The organism is Halalkalicoccus subterraneus, from assembly GCF_003697815.1.
In the GTDB taxonomy this organism is placed as follows: Archaea; Halobacteriota; Halobacteria; order Halobacteriales; family Halalkalicoccaceae; genus Halalkalicoccus; species Halalkalicoccus subterraneus.
On the sequence record NZ_RDQG01000034.1, the window covers coordinates 1 to 19328 of the forward strand.

Below are 19328 nucleotides of genomic sequence, written 5' to 3' on the forward strand. Positions count from 1 at the left end.
CTCGCGGCGGTCGTCGGCTTCGCGCTCGCGGCTGCGGGGACGGTGATGCAGGGTTTTTTCAGAAACCCGATGGCCGATCCCTCGATCATCGGCGTCTCCTCGGGGGCCGCACTCGGCGCGGTCGCCTCGATCGTCCTGCCGCTGTCGGTCGGGCTTCGTCCAATGGCGTTCGGCTGTGCGATCGTTACCGCCTTCGGGGTCTACCTGATCGCCAGCACGGGCGGGCGAACCCCCGTTGCGACGCTGCTGTTGGCGGGCGTGGCCGTCCAGACGTTCCTGGGCGCGATGATCTCGTACATGCAGTTGAGCGCCGGCGAGAGCCTCGAACAGGTGGTCTACTGGCTGATGGGGCACCTGCATGCCAGTACCTGGCACGACGTGAGTCTCTCGTTACCCGTCGTCCTCCCCATCTTCGCCCTCCTGCTGATCTACGCGGGCGATATCAACGTCCTCCTGCTCGGCGAGGAGGACGCACAGAGTCTCGGGATCGAGGTCGAGCGCACCAAGCGCCTGCTGCTGGCGGCGGCCAGCGTCATCACCGCTGCAGGAGTGGCTGTCTCGGGCGTCATCGGCTTCGTCGGGCTGATCGTTCCCCACATGATGCGCCTGCTCGTCGGCCCCGATCACCGGATCCTGCTCCCAACCAGCGCGCTCGCGGGCGCGGTGTTTCTGGTCGCGACCGACACCGTGGCGCGGGCCGGCCCCGCCGAAGTACCGGTCGGCATCGTCACCGCCGCGATCGGCGCGCCCTTTTTCCTCTACTTGCTTCGAACCCGTGAGGTGCACGCGCTGTGATCGAGATTCGTGATCTCGACGTGCGGCTAGGCGGCATGGCGGTCCTCGATTCGATCAGCGCCCACGTCGGCGAAGGGCAGTTCGTCGGACTCGTGGGACCGAACGGGGCCGGGAAGTCGACGCTTCTGCGCGCGATCGGCGCGGTGTTGAAACCCGAGGCCGGTACCGTACTCCTCGACGGCGAGTCCGTCGAGGACCTCTCGTCGAGAGCGGCCAGCCGCCGGGTCGCGACCGTCCCGCAGGACACGAGCCTCTCCTTCGACTTCGACGTGCGCGACGTCGTCGCGATGGGTCGGACCCCCTACCGGTCGCGCGTTCGCTCGAACGCGGATCCGTCCGGCGAGGAGGCCGTCGAGCGTGCGCTCGCCCGGACGGAGACCGCGCAGTTCGCGGACCGCTCCATCAACGCCGTCAGCGGCGGCGAGCGCCAGCGGGTGGTCCTCGCGCGGGCGTTGGCCCAGGACACGCCGATACTGCTGCTCGACGAGCCGACCGCAAGCCTCGACATCAATCACCAGGTCCGCACCCTCGATCTCGTTCGCGACCTCGTCGACGACGGCAAGACGGTGATCGCGGCGATCCACGACCTGAACCTCGCGGCCCACTACTGTGATGACCTCCTGTTGCTCTCGGGGGGGCGGATACTCGAGAGCGGCCCGCCCGAGGACGTGCTCACCGGGTCGAACCTCGAACGGGCGTTCGACACGCGCGCGGTGGTCAGTCGCCACCCCGTGACCGGATCGGTCTACGTCACCGCGCTCCCCGACCGGAGCGACGACCGAGAGGGACACGTCCACGTCATCGGCGGGGGCGGAACGGTCTCCAGGCTGCTGTACGTGCTTTCGGCGGCCGGCTACGAGGTCTCCGTGGGGGCGCTCGGCGAGGGAGATTCGGACCTCGAAACCGCCCGCCTACTCGGAATCGAGACTGTCTCCGTCGAGCCGTTCGCCCCGATCGGATCCGAAACCCGGGCGCGCGTCACGGAGCTGGTTCGTGCGGCCGACGTGACCGTCGTCGGCGACGTCGAGATCGGGTCGGGAAACCTCGCGAACCTGCACTGTGCCGGCGAGAGCGACTCGCTGATCCTCGTCGAGGAGCGCCCGTTCGAGGTGCGAAACTACGCGGGAAACGAGGCGGCGGCGCTCTACGAGGAGATTCGGGACCGAAGCGCTGTCGTCGAGGGCAGCGAGGTACTGAAGGCGGTCGAACGTGCGGCGGATCGAACCCGGTGACCTCACCCGAAGAGGGCTGATGCCGGTTCGAGCGAACGCGGGCTTCCACCGCCACCTCGGATGCGCGCGATCCACCTCGTACTCGTACTGCTCGATGTCGGGCGATCAGGAACTCGAAATCGAGCGCCAGACCTCGTCCAGTTTGTTCGCGACGCTGGCGCGCTCCTCGACGGTCACGTCGTAGCCACCCCTCTCGAAATCCACGACGACTTGGTCGACGGTGCGTCGATAGACGCTCACTCGGCGGCGGCCCTCCGAGAGCTCCCGTCCCTCGTGTTCGAGCAGATCGGCCTCCTCTAGCTCCTCGATCCGCCGGTAGCAGGTCGCGATCGGGATGTCGAGCTCGTCGCTGAGCGCCTGAGCGGACCGGGCCTCGTCGGCGGCCCCGAGGATCGCCGCGTTATACTCGTTGCCCAGAGCGTGGATGACTGCTTCGGAATACATTTATTAGATACTAGGAGATATACGATAACAATAAAGATGTTGGCTAAGGAAATAGACGGCAGTTTCTTTCCGAGGTTTGTGGAAAATGACATGTTGTGTGTTAGTAATAGACGTGTTTTGCACGCGAATCGAGCAAAGCCGTTGGACGAAATGGCCGGTAGAGCCCCGAACTCGTCGATATCACACCCTCCGCTTCCGAATCATATCTGATAACTTTAAAGATAAATTTATAAACATATGAGATCCGATATATATACGGTTCGCCAGCATGGCAGAACCGACAGAATAATGTTCGAAACACAAACAGAAGACAGGGGTCAGGTCGGTATCGGCACCCTCATCGTGTTCATCGCGATGGTACTCGTTGCGGCGATCGCAGCGGGTGTGCTGATCAATACCGCCGGCTTCCTGCAGACACAAGCAGAAGACACTGGTACCGAAAGTACCGAACAGGTCTCCGACCGCGTGCAAGTTCTCTCATCGACTGGGACAGGATTTTCTGCTGGTCAGGTTGACACCGTCGACCTGACCATCCAGAAGGCACCCGGCGCGGGTGACATCGTCGTCGAGGACATACTGATCGACTGGGTCGATGGCTCACTAGATCTGAGTGAGGAGACCGGCTACGAGGATGCCGTCCTCAGTGAGACTACTGACAGGGTGACGATTACCCTTGGAGACGACCTCACCATCCCCGAAGGGGACAGCACAGATCTGACGATCACGACCGGCTCGGGCGCACAGACGACCCACACCCTGAACGCTCCCAACTACATCTCCGGTGATGAAGTGGCAGTGGGGCTCTAAGGATGTTCGAGAAAAACAACGCTGAGAGAGGTCAGGTGGGTATCGGCACCCTCATCGTGTTCATCGCGATGGTACTCGTCGCGGCGATCGCGGCGGGCGTGCTGATCAACACCGCCGGCTTCCTTCAGACGCAAGCGGAGGACACCGGTACCGAGAGTACCGAACAGGTCTCCGACCGCGTGCAGGTCCTCTCGTCGACCGGGACTGTGACCGGCGGTTCAGCCGAAGCCGTTGAACTGACCATCCAGAAGGCACCCGGTGCGGGTGACATCGTTCTCGACCAACTCTTCATCGAGTGGGTTGGTGACGTCTCTGGTGAACTGGACGTGGACTCTGCTACTGAGGATATAGAGGTCCTCAGTGAGACCAGCGAACGAGCAACGATCTCCTTGACGGGTCTTTCTCTCGATCCGGGTCAAAGCACAGATCTGACGATCACGACCGGCTCGGGCGCACAGACCGACCACAGCCTGAACGCACCTGACGTCCTCGAAGAGGGCGACACAGTGAGGCTCTAAGGATGTTTGACGGAAACTCCTCCGAGCGGGGTCAAGTTGGCATCGGCACCCTCATCGTGTTCATCGCGATGGTTCTCGTCGCGGCGATCGCGGCGGGCGTGCTGATCAACACCGCCGGCTTCCTCCAGACGCAAGCGGAAGACACGGGTGCCGAAAGCACCCAGCAGGTCTCCGATAACGTCGGCGTCCTCAGCGAGATCGGTACTGTCGATAACGAGTCTGGTACCGCTACTGTGGACCAAGTCGACCTCCTCCTCCAGAAATCGCCTGGCGCGGGTGACATCAACCTCGAGGACGCGTCCGTGCAGTTCCTCGGGCCAGATGGTGCTGAGGACATCGGATTCGCCGAGGCTGCCGGTGACGGCTTCACCGTCGCCGCAGTCTCCGCCGAGAACGGGGACAACAGCGTCATGACGGACCGGAGCGACCGGTACCGAGTGAGCCTTAGCCTCTCGGACCTCGACGGTGATATCGGTGCCCTCAGCGAAGGCGACGAGGCCGAAGTGACGATCACGACGGCATCGGGCGCCCAGCAGATGGTGACGGTTCAGGCTCCCGACACGCTCGCCGGCTCCGAAACTGGCGACTCCGTCCGGCTCTAAGGCACGTATCGCTTTCCAACTACTCCACGAATTAACACACTAATCGAATGGGCTTCAGCGTCAGCGGATCCACGGTGGTCATCCTCATCGGCTGTCTGATAGCGTTCAGTGCGGCCTTCACGGTCGCAACCGACAGCTTCGATAGGACCACGACCGCCCAGGACGACCGCGCTGATCGCCTTCTCGATCGACAGAACACGGCAATCGAGATCGGTGACGCGACCCGAAACGGGACGACCATCGTTTCGGTCACGAACACCGGTTCGACCGCGTTTTCGATCGATCGCACGGACCTGCTCGACGACGGGAACACGACCGGCAATTCCACGGACTCACCCGACGACGGGAACACGACCGACAATTCTACGGACCCACTTGACGACGGGAACACGACCGACAATTCCACGGATTCACTCGACGACGAAAACACGACCAACGACGATGGTATCTTCGGCGACGACCCGCTCGACGACGGGAACACGACCGACAATTCCACGGACTCACCCGACGACGGGAACACGACCGGCAATCTCACACTGATCGAACCGCTCGGCAACGCTACCAACGAGACGACCGTCTCCGTTTCGGTCACGAACACCGGTTCGACTGCACTCTCGATCGATCGCACGGACCTACTCGTCGACGGCGAGTACGCGACCGACGATCCCATAGTGATCGACGCGACCGGCAACGTCATCGACGAGACGAACCTATGGGTGCCCGGAGCGACGCTCGCATACGAACTCGAATCGAACGCGACAAGCGTCAAAGTCGTCACCGAGGGCGGCGTCGCCGCGACGGCCGGCGTCGAGAACGCCTCGGAGGGAGCGTAGATGGGCTCGGTTTCGATCTCCCATCTGATCATCTTCATCGCGAGCCTGCTCATCGCGGCGAGCGTCGCGGGTACCCTCATCGCGAGCGTCGAGCAAGTCAGCAACTCGGTCGACGAGCAGAGCGAGGACCTCTCACAGCAGGTCGACACCGACCTCACGGTGATCAGCGACCCCGCCAGCACGGCGATTTACGAGGAAGAGGACGGAAACGGGACCGTGACCGTCCTCGTGAAAAACACCGGCCGGAGTACGCTCGACGGATCGGAGCTGGACGTGTTGCTCGACGGGACCTACCGGAACGAACGGACGGTCGATCTCGTCTCGGGCGGGCAGCGGTGGTCCTCGGGGGCCGTCGCGGCGGTCACGATCGACCTCGACGGTCGCCTCGATGGAGGCGATCACCGCGTGACCGTGATCGCTCACGGCTCCCGGGCGACGTTCGACTTCTATCACGAAACGTCCGGCCAATAGATACTTAGCGTACGCTGACAACACGTGTTGTATGACGGGGGACGAACCAAACCCGCAGGAAGAAGGCATCCTCTCACCCTCGGAGCTCGATATCACCGACAGCGAGTACGTCGACGAGATCGAGGAGGGACGATACGTCGTCTCGACGGATACGACCTCACCCGACATCCAGCCGTCCCGTTCGCCCGAAGACGGCGGGACCTCGCTGCCCGATACCGCTTCGTCACGGTACGGCGTCGAGATCGAGGCCCGTATCGAGAACCGATCCTCGACGTATCGCACGCAGTCGGACGACGTCGTGACGGTGTTCTCCGAGCTCGTCCGGTGGTACGCGACGCAGGTCGATTTGGAACTCCCTCCCGGGCGTGTCCTCCAGATCCTCGTCGCCGAATCGGATCTCCCGATCGGGCCGCGCCGATCCATCGAGACGGCGCTCGACCGCCACGACCTCTCCCCCGACGATTCGATCGCCGACCTCTGTTCTGCCCTCGAAACGCGGAACTGATGATCGACTCCACCGTCTCATGTGACGGAGAGAGATAACGTATTAATGACACGAAGCGTGCTGATCGTCGACGATTCCGAGTTCATGCGGAGCCTCCTGCGGGAGATCCTCACGGGCGAACACGAGGTGGTCGCCGAGGCCGAAAACGGCGTCGAAGCCGTCGAACTGTACGCAAAGCACGACCCGGATCTGGTGATGATGGATATCGTCATGCCGATCCGCGACGGGATCGAGGCGACGAGGGCGATCACGGAGGACGACCCCGACGCGCGAGTGATCATGTGTACCAGCGTCGGCCAGGAGGAGAAGATGAAGATGGCCGTCAAAGCCGGCGCGAGCGGGTACATCACGAAACCGTTCCAGAAGCCGAGCGTCCTCGAAGCCATCGACGACGTCGTGCCCGCATAGATGCACGTCGATACCGACGCGCTCGGCGCCGTTCGGACGATAGCCGTCGACGGCGCACGCCACGCCGCCGATTCCCTTTACGAGCTGACGGGCGTCGAAACGCGCGTCGAGACGACGAGCGTCACACTCATTTCGCGGGAGAGCGCCCGCGAGCGGTTCTCGCGGTCGATGACGGGCGTCGAACTCGAGTTCGAGGGATCGCTTTCCGGCCAGACGACGCTCGTCTTCGACCGGGACCGCGCGCGCTTTCCTCGCCGAGTGGGCGCCCGAGACGGAGGCCGCGGTGATCGAAAACGGGATCGAGGAGTTCGGCTCGATCATGCTCAGTGACACGGTCGACGGCTGGGCGGATTCGCTCGAAGCCGCGATCGACGTGCGTCCGCCGGTCGCGCTCGACGAACTGTTCGTCGAGCGCACACAGGAGACGGGAGCCGACCCAGAATCGGTGTTCTGACCGTGTCCAAACCAGCCGCTCGGACGCCGGACGGAGCTGTTCCCCCGAAAACGCGTCGGGGTGGCCGACTACGCCATCGGACGCGAGTGTCCGCTCTCGACGAGCGGGCTCGGCTCGTGTGTCGCCGTCGCGATCGACGAACCCGGCGGGATCGGCGGGCTGCTCCACGCGACGTTGCCTCGGGTCCACGGCGCCTGCCTCCCATCCGGCGAAATACGTCGATAGCGGGATCAGTGCGCTTACGACGCCCACCCCGACGCCGACGCGAACCGGACCGAACTGGTCGCGAAACTCGCAGGCGGTAGCACGATGCTCGCGCTCGACGGGCCGGCGATCCGCCACCGAAACGTCGCCGCCACATTCCGAGGTATCGGAGCTGTCGATCCCGATCCGCGGCGAGACGACCCGGTCGTTCTGATCTCGCGATTGATAAAGTGGCCGAAACATTCAATAGTAAATACATATTTTTAGATATATGATGTTAGAAATATTGGGTGTCACGCTGGGTTTTCGATCGGGGTGGTCGGCATGAGCTTGTTCGATCGCCTTCGTAGCGGCGGGGACGAAGAGGGTACTGCGTCCGACCAGCCAGCGACGGACGGCGGGTCCGAGTCAGATGACCCGTTCGACGAGGAACTCAACGGGGAGATGGACGAGACGGACGGGTTCGACGACCTCTCGATGGGGGAGGACTCCGAGGAGTACGCCGACGAGGAATTCGAACGTCGGATCGACGAGATCGAGACGGAGCTCGCGAGCGTTTCCTCGACGGTCAACACCATCCGCAGCGAGAACGAGGAGATGAGCGAAGCCGTCAGCGAGATCGAAGAGAACATCCGAAAACTGCTGAACGTCTACGAGATGGTCACGAGGGGGATCAACCCGTTCACCGACGACGAGGTCGATATGGGCGGTGCCGGCGGCTCGATCGGCCTGTTCGACGACGGCGAGGACGACGACCTCGATGCGGACGTCGCCTCGGCCGATGCCGAGAGCTTCTTCGACGACGATCTCGACGACGACGGCGTCGATCCGGCAGTCGACGGCAACGAGGAAGACGCGAGCACCGGCTTCGATGACCTGAAAGACGAGTACGAGTCCGGTGATGCCGATTGGGACGAGGCGGTCGAGGACGCGGAGTCGGAGCGGGTCGAGGGCACCCTCGTCTCGATCGATTCGGAGCTTACGTACGCCGAGCGAACGCTGAGTGACGCCCCCGAAGCCGAGAAACCGTACCTTCGGGGAACCGCCGACGGCTACGTCGCCGATCTCCTCATCCTCGAATGGCTCGAACACCTCGTCGAGACGGCCGGGCTCGACGCCGCCGAGGACGCCTTCGAATACTACGAATCGATCCAGTGGATCGACGGGGAGGCCGCAGACCAGCTCCGGGCGTTCGTCGACGGGTTCGACGCCGATGAGGACGAGGTCGATGACGGGAAGGACGACCCGGCGCTCTCGGTCGCCGATCACACACAGAGTCTGCGCTACATCTGCCAGCTGTCGAGTGGCACCTCGGCCTCGGTCGTCCTCGACGGATGGAACGACGAGTCACGACGGGCCCAACTATGAGCGCACATGGACGACTCCTCCCGCTCGGACTGGGCGATCACGACCGGCTCGACACGGCACTCGGCGGCGGCCTACCACGGGGCAGCATCGTCCTCATGGAGGGCGATTACGGCGCGGGAAAGAGCGCGCTCTCTCAGCGGTTCAGCTACGGCTTTTGTGAGACCGACCGAACCGTAACGTTGCTCTCGACCGAACTCACCATCGGCGGGTTCGTCGATCAGATGCACTCGCTTTCGTACGACGTGGTTTCCCACCTGCTCGACGAGCGATTGCTGTTCCTGCACGCCGACTTCGACACCGGACACACGTTCTCGAGCGAGAGATCGGACGGGGAACGCCGAGAGCTGCTCACCCGGCTGATGGAGGCCGAAACCATGTGGGAACCGGAGGTCATCATCCTCGATACGTTCGACGCCATCCTCCGGAACGATCCCACGTTCGAGGCGCTCGTCAGACAGAACGACGAGCGCCAGGCCGCCTTAGAGATCATCTCGTTTTTCCGCGAGCTGACCTCGCGGGGCAAGACGATCGTCCTCACCGTCGATCCCTCGACGGTCGACGAGGAAGCCATCGGTCCCTTCCGGTCGATCGCGGACGTGTTCTTCCAGCTCCAGATGATCGAGGTCGGCAACGACGTGCGCCGCCAGATCTCCGTCAAACGCTTTGCTGGTATGGGCGAGCAGGTCGGGGACACGATCGGCTACTCCGTGCGCTCGGGAACCGGGATCGTAATCGAGAACCGTAACATCGCCTGAGATGACCGACCAGGGTACCGTCAAACCGTCGCGGGAGATCCGCGAGCTCGTCGCCGATCAACCCCATCTGCGCGAGCACCTGCTGAAGATGAAACAGATCAGCGGCGAGTTTCCCCTCCTCATCGAGAAGGCTGACGGCGAGTACGAAACCCACTACCCGAACGTCCTGTACCCCGTCGGCGGGCCGATCTACTGTCACATCTACGGCGACGTCGGTAAAGCGACGACCTACCACGTCGTCGAACCGACGCTCTCGGAAACGGATCTCGACCTCTATGAGGACGTCAAAAGCGAGCTGCTGCGAAAGAGCGTCGACCACACAGCCCCCGAAAACGAAGGCGAGTACGGCGACCGAATCGAGGAACTGCTCGCGGCGACGACCACGACCGAGGACGCGCCGTCCGGCTGGAAGGAGTCCCTCTCGGGGGTGCTCTCGACGGGCCGGTATCACGTCTCGCCCGAGACGTACGCGAACCTGCGCTACCGTCTCAACCGCGACATCGTCGGGCTCGGCCCCCTCGAAGCCGTCCTTCGGGATCCCGCAAACGAGGACATCCACGTCATCGGGCCCCACGAGTGTTACGTCGACCACAGCGTCTTCGGTATGATGAAAACGACCGTCGATTTCGGCACACCCGAACGGTTCCAGCAGTGGATTCGGAACCTGGGCGAACGCATCGGCGACCCCGTCAGCGACGCCGATCCGATCATCGACTCCACGCTCCCCGATGGCTCGCGGCTCAACCTGATTTACTCGGACGACGTGAGCATCAAGGGCCCGAGTCTCACCATCCGACAGGGCGACGAAGTTCCCCTCTCGGTGGCACAGATCACCGACTGGGGCACTCTTTCGCCCGAGCTCGCCGCCTACCTGTGGCTCTGTCTCGAAAACGAACAGACGGTCTTCGTCGTCGGCGAGACTGCCTCGGGCAAGACGACGACGCTCAACGCGATCATGTCGTTCATCCCGCGTGACTCGAAGATCTACACCGCCGAGGACACCGCGGAGGTGCTGCCACCCCACGACACCTGGCAGCAGCTGCTGACCCGCGAGAGCCGCGGCGGCGACAGCAAGGGCGTCAGCATGTTCGACCTCGTGGCCGCGGCGCTGCGTTCGCGGCCCGATTACATCGTCGTAGGCGAGGTCCGTGGTGAGGAGGGGCGGATGGCGTTTCAGGCCGCCCAGACGGGCCACCCGGTGATGCTCACCTTCCACGCAAGCGACATCGTCTCGATGGTCCAGCGCTTTACCGGCGATCCGATCAACATCCCCGAGACGTTCATGGACAACGCGGACGTCGCGATCTTTCAGAACCGCGTCAAGCAGGGCGACGACGTCCTCCGGCGGGTCACGAGCGTCCAGGAGATCGAGGGCTACTCGAAGGAGATGGACGGCGTCGTCACCCGACAGGTGTTCTACTGGGACCCCGTTGAGGACGAGATCGTCTTCCAGGGGATGAACAACTCCTACGTGCTCGAAGAGCAAATCGCCACCCTGCTCGGATACGCGAACACCCGCGAAATCTACACCGACCTGGAGTTCCGCGCCGAGATCATCGAGCACATGATCGAGGAGGGGATCACCGAGTACTACGACGTGAACGAGACGATCGCCACGTTCCAGCGCGACGGTATCGAGGGGCTCCCCTTCGATATCCACCGGACGAGGCGATGATGGCGGCGAGCAACTTTCGCGACGGGATCTCCGAGGCGCTCTCGACGACGATGAGCGAGACCATCCAGTCCTACCGCTATATGGATATGGCTGTCGAGCGGTACGTGATGCTCGTCGTGCTACCCGCCGGCGTGCTGTTTCTCTGCTCACTGGTGGCGGGCCTGCTCCTTCCGTACCCGTTGTTCGTCCGCCTCCCGATCCCGCTGTTGGGACTGCTCGCGCTCGGCGCGGGCCTCGTCTACCCGAAACTGCTCGCAAGCAGGCGCAAGATCGAGATCGAAAACCAGTTCCACCTGCTGATCACTCACATGACGATCCTCTCGACGACCAACATCGATCGGATGGAGGTCTTTCGGATCCTCTCCCGGGAGGATGAATACGGCGAGCTCGCCCGCGAGATGGGCCGGATCGTCCAGATCGTCGATACGTGGAACCAGAGCCTCGACGACGCCTGCCGCCGGCGAGCGGCCGTCGTTCCCAGCGATGCGCTCGCGGACTTCCTCGACCGCCTCGCCTACACGCTCGGTGCCGGCCAAGCCCTCTCCGATTTCCTCGTCTCCGAACAGGACGTCATGATCAGCCAGTACACCACCGTCTACGAGAGCACGCTCGGCAACATCGAGGTGATGAAGGACCTCTACATGTCGATGATCCTCTCGATGACGTTCGCGCTCGTGTTCGCGATCGTCCTCCCGATCCTAACGGGGACGAACCCCACCTATACGGTGGCGGCCGTGTTACTGATGTTCATGTTCGTCCAGCTCGGGTTTTACTTCGTCATTCGGACGATGTCGCCCCACGACCCGATCTGGTTTCACCCCGAGAAACTCCGTCCGAGCGGCGAGGGGCGCCTCCTCGCGAGTTTCGTCGTCGGCGGGGCGTTGTCGGTGCTGTTGATCGTGCTGGCGGCGTTCGGCCTGTTCGGGGTCGGGCCGATCGGCCTGCACACGCTGTTCTTGCGCGACTCGTTTCCCGAGCCGCTGTACCTCGCGCTCCCGCTGACGCCGCTGTTGCTCCCCGGGCTCGTCATCCGGCACGAAGAACAGTTGATCATGGGTCGTGACGAGGAGTTTCCGAGCTTCATCCGCGCGCTCGGTGCAAGCGAGAGCGCGAAGCGGAGTACGACCTCGGACGTGCTCTCGACGCTCCGGACGAAGGACTTCGGGCCGCTTTCGGACGAGATCGACGACCTCTACAAGCGCCTCAACATGCGACTGGACCCCTCGCTCTCGTGGCGCTACTTCGCGACCGACGCGCGCTCGTATCTGATCCAGAAGTTCAGCGAAATGTACCTCGTCGGCCGGGAGATGGGTGGTAGTCCACGTCGACTCGGCGAACTGATCAGTACGAACATGAGCGAAGTAAACCAGCTCCGTGAACAGCGCCAGCAGGCGGCGACGACCCTGATCGGCCTCCTCTACGGTATCACCGCCGCTTCGGCCTTCGCATTTTTCATCGGCCTTGAGGTCGTCGCGATCCTTTCGGGGATGGACATCGATATGACGGCGACACAACAGCTCGGGCTGGGACAGCTCATTTACACCGACGTCTACGACATCGACCTCATCCGCTACCTGCTGTTGGTCGTCATCCTGTTCAACGCGTTGCTCTCGGCGATCATGATCCGCACCGTCGACGGCGGCAACAAGGCGAACTCCTACATCCACTTCGTGTTTCTGACGTGGCTGGGTTGTCTCACCGCCGTCGTAACGACACATCTCGTCGACCTGTTCTTGGACGTCTGAGGTACGGGCCTACTGCTCGTTTATCGATTCGCTTGCAACGGTTCGTCCGCGTGCGGTGAGCGAGACGTCCCGACGAAGTCGGATCTCTTCGAGAACCCTGAGGTCGATCAACCGCTCGAAGGCCGCCTCGACCACGTCGATCTCCTTGCCGAGGAAGTCCGGGATGTCGAACGGCGAGACCCCCGAGTAAAGCGCCATCAGGATCTCCCGGTCCTCGTCGCTGAGATCGAGCCCGGACGAGCCCCCGCCCTCGCCGCGTTCGAGGAACGACGCGAGCAGTCCGGCATGTCGGTCGTTGCCCGAGAGATACGTCCGCACGCTCGCGCCGTCTTCGGTGTGTTCGACCTCGACGACCGCCCGTGTCGAACCCTGGACGGTGCGATCGACGATGTCGACGGCACCGACGTCGTCGAGTGAGATCGCGACGAACGTCCCGTCCGCAAGCGCGAGGGCGAGTGCGTCGTCGTCGACCTTTACCCGTCCGTTCGTCCAGTCGGTGTCCCGAACGACCCCGCCTTTGACCGCGGGGTGTTTCGCGAGGACGACCCGTTGATCGAGCAGGGCACCGTAACACGCCTCCTCGAACGACGGTTCGTCCTCGTCGGCCTCGACCGAGACGAGAATCACGTGGCCGTCGTACCGAATGGTGACGTACGCCGAGACGCGTGCGACCCGCTGGTTGACGTCCTGGCGACCCGAAATCGACCGGACGCGATGCAGCGGGATCGTCCGCTTGCCGCCGTTGCCGACGAGAACCAGGCGTCTGTTCGAGAGCAGGACGCGCCCGTTCGTCCAGGCGACGTCCCGAAGGGTGTGCCCGTCAGCGACTACCTGTGTGAACCGTCCGCGCGTGTCCGAGATCTCGTGTTCGTCCCCGTTCATATCACGTATCACTCCGTTCGAGTTTCGCGACCGCCGAGAACGATTGACGGCGAACCGACCCGGAATCGGTCGTCTCGATCAGCCGATCGAGACGCTCTCTCGTGCGCTCGCCGCCCACTCGTCCGAGTGCGAAGACCGCTTTCGCCCGGGCGCTCTCGTCGTGTGTCTCATCGAGGACAAACGCCAGAAGCCGGTGTTCGACCACCGTTCCGCCGACGGCGACGAGGCTCCGCACCGCGATCTGGGCGCTTATTCCGTCCTCGTCGTCGAGGAGCCCGACCAGCCCGTCGACGACGCGACGACTCCGTACCTCCCCGGCGAGCTCCCCGAGCAGCCACGCCGCGTTTCGCTTCCGAACCGACCCCTCGCCCGATTCGACGATCTCGACCAGCGGATCGAGAACCGCCGCGTCGACGCTCGGCGACACCGTCTCTGCGACCGTCTCGCGGATCGCGCGGCCCCGACGGCTCGACGCGGCCGAGAGCAGTTCGAGGATCGAGAGGACGGCCCCGCGCCGGACGAGCGCGCTCGGGTCCGAAAGCGCCCCCGAGAGTGCCGCGACCGATTCGGAACGTGCCGATTCCCCGAGCGCGCCGACCGCGACGTACCGGACCGTCTCGCTCGGATCGTCGACTCGCGCGAGCAGTGCATCGAGCGCCCGGTCGGTCGCGATCCGACCCAGTGCCCGCGCGGTTTCGCGTCTGACTGCCGGCGAGTCGTCGTCGAGTCGGTCCTCGAGCGGGCCGGCGGCCCGCGGGTGTTCGAGCGCGCCACAGGCGCGCGCGACGCGGGCGCGGACCCGCGGGTCGGTATCCGAGAGCCCCGCTACCAGTGCGGGGACCGCTCGCGGGTCCGAGAGGTGGCCAAGCGTACTCGCGGCCGCCATTCGCGTCTCGGGCGCGGACGAGTCGAGGAGGGGTGCCACCTCCTCGACGACGGCCCAGCCGGCCCCGACCCCGCCTTCGAGGTCCGCGACCGTCGCCAGATACGCGAAAACGGCGTCGGTTCCGATGGCGTCGAGGCTATCGATCGCCGCCGCCCGGACGGCGGCCGACTCGTCGGTCCGTATAGCCCCGATCAGCGCCTCGACGGCCCCGTCGTCGAACCCGCCGAGTAGCTGGGCGGCGCGCTTTCTGACCGTTTCGGTTCCGCTTCGCTCCAGAGCGGCGACGAGCGCATCGAGATCGCCGTCCTTCTCGGCCTGATAGAGCGACATCTACGCTCGCCCGTAGATCCGCAGCGGCTCGTCGATCGGTTCGAGTCGGTCGGCACACGACCGCGGGACGGTTTCGGTCTTCCCGATGACCAGAGGGCCGCTGGGGGCGAGCAGGCGATCGAACTGGGTGGTCGTCTCGGCCATCAGAGGCCCCTCACGTCGAGGATCGGGACGGTCTCTCCGTCGCCGAGCACCGCCGTCCCGCCGACGCCGGCGGTCGAGCCGAGGTCGCCATCGAGGGGTTTGACGAGGACCTCCTCCTGACGGCACACGTCGTCACACCGGAGCGCGACCGCGCGTTCGGTTCGTCTCACCCGGACGAGCATCTCCCCCGGGTCGGTTCCCTCGACGTCGAGCGTCTCGCGCAGTTCGATCACGGGGTAGATCTCGCCGTCGTGCTCGATGACGTCCTCGCCGTTGATGGTCCGGATCCCGTCGGCCCGTCCGATCTCGTCGACCGCCCTGATCGGGATCCCGTAGCTCTCCTCGCCGACGGCCACGAACAGTACGGTGACGGTCGCGACCGTCACCGGGAGGCACAACCTGACCAGCGTGCCCTCGCCGGGCTCGCTCTCGACGTCGATCCGGCCGTCGAGCGCCTCGACCGTGCTGTGGACGACGTCCATCCCGACGCCACGACCGCTGACCTCGGTGATCTCCTCGGCCGTCGAGAACCCCGGGTGGAAGAGCAGCTCGTAGACCGCCTCGGAGGAGTACTCCGCCAGTTCTGCGGCCGTGGCGACGCCCGTCTCGATCGCCTTCGCCTCGATGGTCCCGCGATCCAACCCGCGCCCGTCGTCCTCGACCTCGACGATCGCGTGATCGCGCTCGCGCCTCGCGCGCAGTTCGATCGTGCCCGTCTCGGACTTTCCGGCGCGGACACGCTCCTCGGGCGGCTCGATCCCGTGATCGACGGCGTTTCTGAGGACGTGCATCAGGGGATCGCCCAGCTGCGAGAGGATCGTCCGGTCGAGTTCGACGCCCTCGCCGGTCATCGAGAACTCGATGGCCTTGCCCTCCTGGTGCGCGAGGTCGCGCACCAGCCGCGGCAGCCTGCTGGCCACCGTTTCGAGCGGGATGAGTCGGACGTCCGTGACGACGCTTTGAATGGTCGCGCAGATCGTATCGAGCTCGTCGATCGCGTCGGCCATCGAACCGCCGCCGGTCTCGGCCGCCCGCCTGAGTTCGATCCGGCTCGTGACCAGCTGCTCGACGAGCCCGTGGAGTTCGTCGAGCTGATCGACGTCGACTCGAACCGTCCGGATCCCGGTCGAATCACCCGTCGAATCGGTCCTGCCGGTCGTGTTTCCGTCCTCCGCAGGCGGCTCGCTTCGCTCGACGGTCACACTCTCGATTCGTCCGATTTCGTCGATCGCTGCCTCGATCTCGCCGATTCCGGTCGCGACGATCCACGCGGAAAACGGCCCCGAGAGGTCGTCGCTCTCGCACTTGAAGGCCACGCGGTCGAACGCCGCCGCGATGGATTCTGCGGCGAGCATCGACTCGACGCTCGCCATCGCCCCCTCACGCGGGACGACCGCGGCCTCGAAGACCGACTCGTCGTCACCGCAGGCCTCGAACAGCGCCCGTGCATCCGCCCGTTCCGACGGTTCGAGCTCGGGGTCGGAGACGAGGCCCGTATCGCCGTCGAGCGTCGCACGGATCGCCGCGACGGTCGGCTCGATGGGGACCGCCTCGCCGCCCGATTCGATGGCCCGGACGCTCGCTTCGATCCCGTCGACACCCTGGAAGGCGAGATCCATCACCTCAGGCGAGGGGTCGAGACGCTCGCCCCGGAGCTCATCGAGGAGATCCTCGAGAGCGTGTGCCAGCCGGCTCTGTTCCTCGAAGCCCATCGCCGCGAAGTTCCCCTTTAGGGTGTGGGCCGTCCGGAAGACCGCGTCTATCGACTCGCGGTCCCCAGGATCGGCCTCGAAGGACAGTAACGACTCGTTCAGCTCGGCGATCCGCTCGTCGGCCTCGACCAGGAACGCCTCGACGTGGTCATCACTCATGTCGCGCCCTCGCTGATCGTCCCGACGATCGCGTTCGTAAGCTCCCCGATCGCCGTCCCGCCGTCCGGGGCCTCAACGACCACGTCGATCCCCTCCTTCCGAAGGGGATCGGCGATCACCGTCCCCATGAACGACGAGTCGTCCACGACCACCGCCCGTGGGATGCCCCGCTCCGCTGGTTGCGTGCTCATGAGGCTCGTTGTCACAAATACATGCGTTACAAATCATAAGTCTTCGCTGATGATACTCGGAACTGATAATCGGGGGAGGACCGAACCGGATATCTCATAGAGAGGAGATATGTTTTCTGATGGTACTGGTGTGTCATACCCCCAGAAGCGTCGGCGGATCCCGCGAAAACGGATCATCGTTTTCGATCCGACCGCCACCGACACGCAGGGGTGCGATCGGTCACGATCCGATCAGATCACCTCGTACAGATCCCCGAGCGCGCTCACGCCGAGCCCATCAGGAACCTCGATCGGCGGTCGATTCGCCGATCCGGCCGACAGCGCCTCGAAGCGGGCGTCGATCGCCGCCTCGAACCGTTGGCCTACAATCGCCCGCTCGACCCGGCGAACGGTGGCTTCGACTCCATCCCCGAGTTCGATCGCCCGCTGATACCGGGTTGCGCCCTCGCCGGGCGGACTGACGGTGGCGGGATCGAACAGGACGACGCTCGCCTCCGATCCCGGTCGCGGCCACTTCGTTTCACGCCGACAGACCAGCGGTGACAGTGCGACCCGATAGCGGGCCGCAAGCGCTCGATTCCTCGTCACGAGCCACACGTCGGAACTCATCCCCTCCTCCGGGGTTCCGCCCGATCTCCGCGTCGGTCCCGACTCCGGTTTCGGTAGATGCAGATAACAAACACGTTAACTACAATACACTATTGGCATATATAAAAATTGCTGTACTCTGACAGGTGTTCAGAACACGTCCTCGTCGCCCATCAGGGAGAACCCGCTTGCACGATCGTGGACGGTGATTCCGCCCTCGCCGATGTCGATGGGGAAGATGTCCGTCTTGATCGGGCGCTTTCGCATCTTCGCGACCCAGACGTATCGGTTGACGCCCGAATCGGTCGGGGCCTGAATCAGGGAGATGTTACCGTCGGTGAGGAAGTGTTCGAGACCGACCTCGTGGCCCGGAAACCGGGATCCCTGCTCGGCGACGAACAGCGTCGTCAGCCCGTTTTCCTTGAGGATGTCCGAGAGTTTCAGCAGGTAGGTCCGCTTTTCGCGCTCGGTCTCGAAGAACAGCGACAGCATCGTCAGCGAATCGACGACCAGCCGGTCGTACTGCGTGCGCTCGAACTCCGCGAGCAGTTCCTCGAGGGTCGTCGAAAACGACTGCTCGCGGAGGAGGAGTCCCTTGTCGTAGACGGCGATGTCGCCGTTTTCGACGAACGATCCCCACTCGTCGAAGCCGAGCGATTCGGCAGCCTCGCGGATATCCGATTCGTCCTCCTCGAAGGTCAAATAGACCCCCGGTTCGTCGAACTCCTGTACGCCGTTGTAGAGATACTGGATACCAAGGATCGTCTTTCCGGTCCCCGGATTGCCGCTGACGAGCACCGTCGAATCGCGGACCAACCCCCCACCGAGCACCGTATCCAAGCCAGCAATCCCCGTTGCAGCGAGTTCAACCATATCGTCGCTACGTTCGAGGGTGTTTTAACCGTATTTATTGATATATGAAAATATTAGTATTTGACTATTTATAGCTAGTTTTTCTCTATAAAAAAATGCAAGCTATATACGAATAGTCGACCACCACGTAGTATGAGCGTTCCAGGACGGGTGGGGGAGCTCGTCGACTCGGCTCCGGATGGCAGCTCGTTTCTGCTCTCCGGGCCGGCGATGACCGGGAAGTACGAGCTGCTCGTCGGGCTGCTCGCAGGAGCCGACGCGCTCGCGGTGGCGACCGATACGGACGCGGCGACGATCCGCGAGGACTATCGCGCTCAGGACGGCACCGGCACCCTCTCGGTCGTCGATTGTGCGAGCCGTCCTCGGGGTGTCGAAACTGCCGACGCGGAGGGCGTTCGGTACGTCTCGGGGCCGGGAAACCTGACGCGGATCGGGACTGCCTTTACCGATCTCCTCGATCGCCGTTCCGAGACGGTCGGTCGAGTCGGCCTGCATTCGGTTTCGCCGCTGTTGATCTACTCCAAACTCCGGTCGGTCTACCGGTTCCTGCAGGTGTTCACCGGACAGGTCCGGAGTGCGGGGTGGGCGTGTTTCGCGACGTTCGACCCGACCATGCACGACGAACGAACGACGAATACCGTCCTCGATCCCTTTGACGTCCGGATCGAGACTCGAGAGAACGAGGGCAGGCGTGAGGCTCGGATCACGGGTCTCGGGCCCGAATCGAGCGACTGGCTCGCGTTTTAG

25 protein-coding genes are annotated in these 19328 nt (G+C 63.9%); 17 read left to right on the top strand and 8 right to left on the bottom strand.

Annotation, left to right across the window (positions count from 1 at the left end; genetic code table 11):
- Together btuC and EAO80_RS08980 are read left to right on the top strand one after the other, a co-directional pair.
- Positions 1–795, top strand: a 795-nt coding sequence (gene btuC, locus EAO80_RS08975) for a vitamin B12 ABC transporter permease BtuC (protein ID WP_122089582.1), incomplete at its 5' end; no start/stop codon positions are given.
- Positions 792–2027, top strand: a complete 1236-nt coding sequence (locus EAO80_RS08980; protein WP_122089583.1) for a heme ABC transporter ATP-binding protein — start codon at positions 792–794, stop codon at positions 2025–2027. The genes btuC and EAO80_RS08980, both read left to right, overlap by 4 nt.
- Positions 2028–2132: 105 nt before the next feature.
- Here the strand turns inward: EAO80_RS08980 and EAO80_RS08985 are convergent, their stop codons facing one another.
- Positions 2133–2471, bottom strand: a complete 339-nt coding sequence (locus EAO80_RS08985) for a helix-turn-helix domain-containing protein (protein ID WP_122089584.1) — start codon at positions 2469–2471, stop codon at positions 2133–2135.
- Positions 2472–2759: 288 nt separating this feature from the next.
- Between EAO80_RS08985 and EAO80_RS08990 the strand changes: the two genes are divergently transcribed.
- The 14 genes from EAO80_RS08990 (at position 2760) to flaJ (ending at position 12816) form a co-directional block, all read left to right on the top strand.
- Positions 2760–3278, top strand: a complete 519-nt coding sequence (locus EAO80_RS08990) for an archaellin/type IV pilin N-terminal domain-containing protein (protein ID WP_122089585.1) — start codon at positions 2760–2762, stop codon at positions 3276–3278.
- A 2-nt stretch (positions 3279–3280) separates the two neighbouring features.
- Positions 3281–3796: an archaellin/type IV pilin N-terminal domain-containing protein gene (locus EAO80_RS08995; protein ID WP_122089586.1), complete on the top strand. Its 516-nt coding sequence runs from the start codon at positions 3281–3283 to the stop codon at positions 3794–3796.
- A gap of 2 nt (positions 3797–3798) precedes the next feature.
- A complete protein-coding gene (locus EAO80_RS09000; RefSeq protein ID WP_122089587.1) occupies positions 3799–4398 on the top strand; it encodes an archaellin/type IV pilin N-terminal domain-containing protein in 600 nt (199 codons plus the stop codon).
- 47 nt (positions 4399–4445) lie between these two features.
- Positions 4446–5231, top strand: a complete 786-nt coding sequence (locus EAO80_RS20300) for a hypothetical protein (RefSeq protein WP_245998542.1) — start codon at positions 4446–4448, stop codon at positions 5229–5231.
- Positions 5232–5702, top strand: coding sequence for a CARDB domain-containing protein (locus EAO80_RS09015; RefSeq protein ID WP_122089588.1), 471 nt, complete (start codon positions 5232–5234; stop codon positions 5700–5702). It abuts the gene before it with no gap.
- Positions 5703–5733: 31 nt separating this feature from the next.
- The gene (locus tag EAO80_RS09020) at positions 5734–6207 is read left to right on the top strand and encodes a DUF7500 family protein (protein ID WP_122089589.1); all 474 of its coding nucleotides are present in this window, start codon (positions 5734–5736) and stop codon (positions 6205–6207) included.
- Between the two features lie 45 nt (positions 6208–6252).
- On the top strand, positions 6253–6615 hold the full coding sequence (gene cheY / locus EAO80_RS09025) for a chemotaxis protein CheY (RefSeq protein ID WP_122089590.1): 363 nt from the start codon (positions 6253–6255) through the stop codon (positions 6613–6615).
- Entirely contained in the window at positions 6616–6945 is a 330-nt protein-coding gene (locus tag EAO80_RS09030; protein ID WP_245998543.1) for a hypothetical protein, read from the top strand.
- Entirely contained in the window at positions 6935–7069 is a 135-nt protein-coding gene (locus EAO80_RS20615) for a hypothetical protein (protein ID WP_281273028.1), read from the top strand. Before EAO80_RS09030 ends, EAO80_RS20615 begins: the two co-directional genes overlap by 11 nt.
- 60 nt (positions 7070–7129) lie before the next feature.
- The gene (locus EAO80_RS19655; protein ID WP_162993941.1) at positions 7130–7294 is read left to right on the top strand and encodes a hypothetical protein; all 165 of its coding nucleotides are present in this window, start codon (positions 7130–7132) and stop codon (positions 7292–7294) included.
- Positions 7295–7597: 303 nt separating this feature from the next.
- On the top strand, positions 7598–8641 hold the full coding sequence (locus EAO80_RS09035; RefSeq protein WP_122089591.1) for a FlaD/FlaE family flagellar protein: 1044 nt from the start codon (positions 7598–7600) through the stop codon (positions 8639–8641).
- A complete protein-coding gene (locus EAO80_RS09040; RefSeq protein WP_122089592.1) occupies positions 8638–9396 on the top strand; it encodes an ATPase domain-containing protein in 759 nt (252 codons plus the stop codon). The genes EAO80_RS09035 and EAO80_RS09040 overlap by 4 nt, the downstream gene beginning before the upstream one ends.
- A gap of 1 nt (position 9397) precedes the next feature.
- The gene (locus tag EAO80_RS09045) at positions 9398–11071 is read left to right on the top strand and encodes a type II/IV secretion system ATPase subunit (RefSeq protein WP_122089593.1); all 1674 of its coding nucleotides are present in this window, start codon (positions 9398–9400) and stop codon (positions 11069–11071) included.
- A complete protein-coding gene (gene flaJ / locus EAO80_RS09050; RefSeq protein ID WP_122089627.1) occupies positions 11071–12816 on the top strand; it encodes an archaellar assembly protein FlaJ in 1746 nt (581 codons plus the stop codon). The genes EAO80_RS09045 and flaJ overlap by 1 nt, the downstream gene beginning before the upstream one ends.
- A 9-nt stretch (positions 12817–12825) precedes the next feature.
- Here flaJ and EAO80_RS09055 read toward each other — a convergent pair whose 3' ends face one another.
- From EAO80_RS09055 to EAO80_RS09080, 7 genes are all read right to left on the bottom strand, one after another.
- Positions 12826–13698, bottom strand: a complete 873-nt coding sequence (locus EAO80_RS09055) for a CheF family chemotaxis protein (RefSeq protein WP_122089594.1) — start codon at positions 13696–13698, stop codon at positions 12826–12828.
- Between the two features lies 1 nt (position 13699).
- Positions 13700–14914, bottom strand: a complete 1215-nt coding sequence (locus EAO80_RS09060) for a HEAT repeat domain-containing protein (RefSeq protein ID WP_122089595.1) — start codon at positions 14912–14914, stop codon at positions 13700–13702.
- Complete coding sequence (locus EAO80_RS19660) at positions 14915–15058, bottom strand: hypothetical protein (protein ID WP_162993942.1); 144 nt, start codon at positions 15056–15058, stop codon at positions 14915–14917.
- Positions 15058–16929 (bottom strand): chemotaxis protein CheA, encoded by a 1872-nt coding sequence (locus tag EAO80_RS09065; protein WP_122089596.1) that lies wholly within the window; start codon positions 16927–16929, stop codon positions 15058–15060. The genes EAO80_RS19660 and EAO80_RS09065 overlap by 1 nt, the downstream gene beginning before the upstream one ends.
- Positions 16926–17120, bottom strand: coding sequence for a response regulator (locus tag EAO80_RS19665; RefSeq protein ID WP_162993939.1), 195 nt, complete (start codon positions 17118–17120; stop codon positions 16926–16928). The genes EAO80_RS09065 and EAO80_RS19665 overlap by 4 nt, the downstream gene beginning before the upstream one ends.
- 231 nt (positions 17121–17351) lie before the next feature.
- The gene (locus EAO80_RS09075) at positions 17352–17729 is read right to left on the bottom strand and encodes a hypothetical protein (RefSeq protein WP_122089598.1); all 378 of its coding nucleotides are present in this window, start codon (positions 17727–17729) and stop codon (positions 17352–17354) included.
- 129 nt (positions 17730–17858) lie between these two features.
- Positions 17859–18581 (bottom strand): RAD55 family ATPase, encoded by a 723-nt coding sequence (locus EAO80_RS09080; protein ID WP_122089599.1) that lies wholly within the window; start codon positions 18579–18581, stop codon positions 17859–17861.
- 132 nt (positions 18582–18713) lie between these two features.
- Between EAO80_RS09080 and EAO80_RS09085 the strand changes: the two genes are divergently transcribed.
- Positions 18714–19328, top strand: a complete 615-nt coding sequence (locus EAO80_RS09085) for a DUF7504 family protein (RefSeq protein ID WP_245998545.1) — start codon at positions 18714–18716, stop codon at positions 19326–19328.

Excerpts from the sequence above, each read along its gene's own strand:
- EAO80_RS08985 (WP_122089584.1), bottom strand. The coding sequence starts at position 2,471 with ATGTATTCCGAAGCAGTCATCCACGCTCTGGGCAACGAGTATAACGCG.
- EAO80_RS08990 (WP_122089585.1), top strand. The coding sequence starts at position 2,760 with ATGTTCGAAACACAAACAGAAGACAGGGGTCAGGTCGGTATCGGCACC.
- EAO80_RS08995 (WP_122089586.1), top strand. The coding sequence starts at position 3,281 with ATGTTCGAGAAAAACAACGCTGAGAGAGGTCAGGTGGGTATCGGCACC.
- EAO80_RS09000 (WP_122089587.1), top strand. The coding sequence starts at position 3,799 with ATGTTTGACGGAAACTCCTCCGAGCGGGGTCAAGTTGGCATCGGCACC.
- EAO80_RS20300 (WP_245998542.1), top strand. The coding sequence starts at position 4,446 with ATGGGCTTCAGCGTCAGCGGATCCACGGTGGTCATCCTCATCGGCTGT.
- EAO80_RS09015 (WP_122089588.1), top strand. The coding sequence starts at position 5,232 with ATGGGCTCGGTTTCGATCTCCCATCTGATCATCTTCATCGCGAGCCTG.
- EAO80_RS09020 (WP_122089589.1), top strand. The coding sequence starts at position 5,734 with ATGACGGGGGACGAACCAAACCCGCAGGAAGAAGGCATCCTCTCACCC.
- cheY (WP_122089590.1), top strand. The coding sequence starts at position 6,253 with ATGACACGAAGCGTGCTGATCGTCGACGATTCCGAGTTCATGCGGAGC.
- EAO80_RS09030 (WP_245998543.1), top strand. The coding sequence starts at position 6,616 with ATGCACGTCGATACCGACGCGCTCGGCGCCGTTCGGACGATAGCCGTC.
- EAO80_RS20615 (WP_281273028.1), top strand. The coding sequence starts at position 6,935 with ATGCTCAGTGACACGGTCGACGGCTGGGCGGATTCGCTCGAAGCCGCG.
- EAO80_RS09035 (WP_122089591.1), top strand. The coding sequence starts at position 7,598 with ATGAGCTTGTTCGATCGCCTTCGTAGCGGCGGGGACGAAGAGGGTACT.
- EAO80_RS09040 (WP_122089592.1), top strand. The coding sequence starts at position 8,638 with ATGAGCGCACATGGACGACTCCTCCCGCTCGGACTGGGCGATCACGAC.
- EAO80_RS09045 (WP_122089593.1), top strand. The coding sequence starts at position 9,398 with ATGACCGACCAGGGTACCGTCAAACCGTCGCGGGAGATCCGCGAGCTC.
- flaJ (WP_122089627.1), top strand. The coding sequence starts at position 11,071 with ATGGCGGCGAGCAACTTTCGCGACGGGATCTCCGAGGCGCTCTCGACG.
- EAO80_RS09055 (WP_122089594.1), bottom strand. The coding sequence starts at position 13,698 with ATGAACGGGGACGAACACGAGATCTCGGACACGCGCGGACGGTTCACA.
- EAO80_RS09060 (WP_122089595.1), bottom strand. The coding sequence starts at position 14,914 with ATGTCGCTCTATCAGGCCGAGAAGGACGGCGATCTCGATGCGCTCGTC.
- EAO80_RS19660 (WP_162993942.1), bottom strand. The coding sequence starts at position 15,058 with ATGGCCGAGACGACCACCCAGTTCGATCGCCTGCTCGCCCCCAGCGGC.
- EAO80_RS09065 (WP_122089596.1), bottom strand. The coding sequence starts at position 16,929 with ATGAGTGATGACCACGTCGAGGCGTTCCTGGTCGAGGCCGACGAGCGG.
- EAO80_RS19665 (WP_162993939.1), bottom strand. The coding sequence starts at position 17,120 with ATGAGCACGCAACCAGCGGAGCGGGGCATCCCACGGGCGGTGGTCGTG.
- EAO80_RS09075 (WP_122089598.1), bottom strand. The coding sequence starts at position 17,729 with ATGAGTTCCGACGTGTGGCTCGTGACGAGGAATCGAGCGCTTGCGGCC.
- EAO80_RS09080 (WP_122089599.1), bottom strand. The coding sequence starts at position 18,581 with ATGGTTGAACTCGCTGCAACGGGGATTGCTGGCTTGGATACGGTGCTC.
- EAO80_RS09085 (WP_245998545.1), top strand. The coding sequence starts at position 18,714 with ATGAGCGTTCCAGGACGGGTGGGGGAGCTCGTCGACTCGGCTCCGGAT.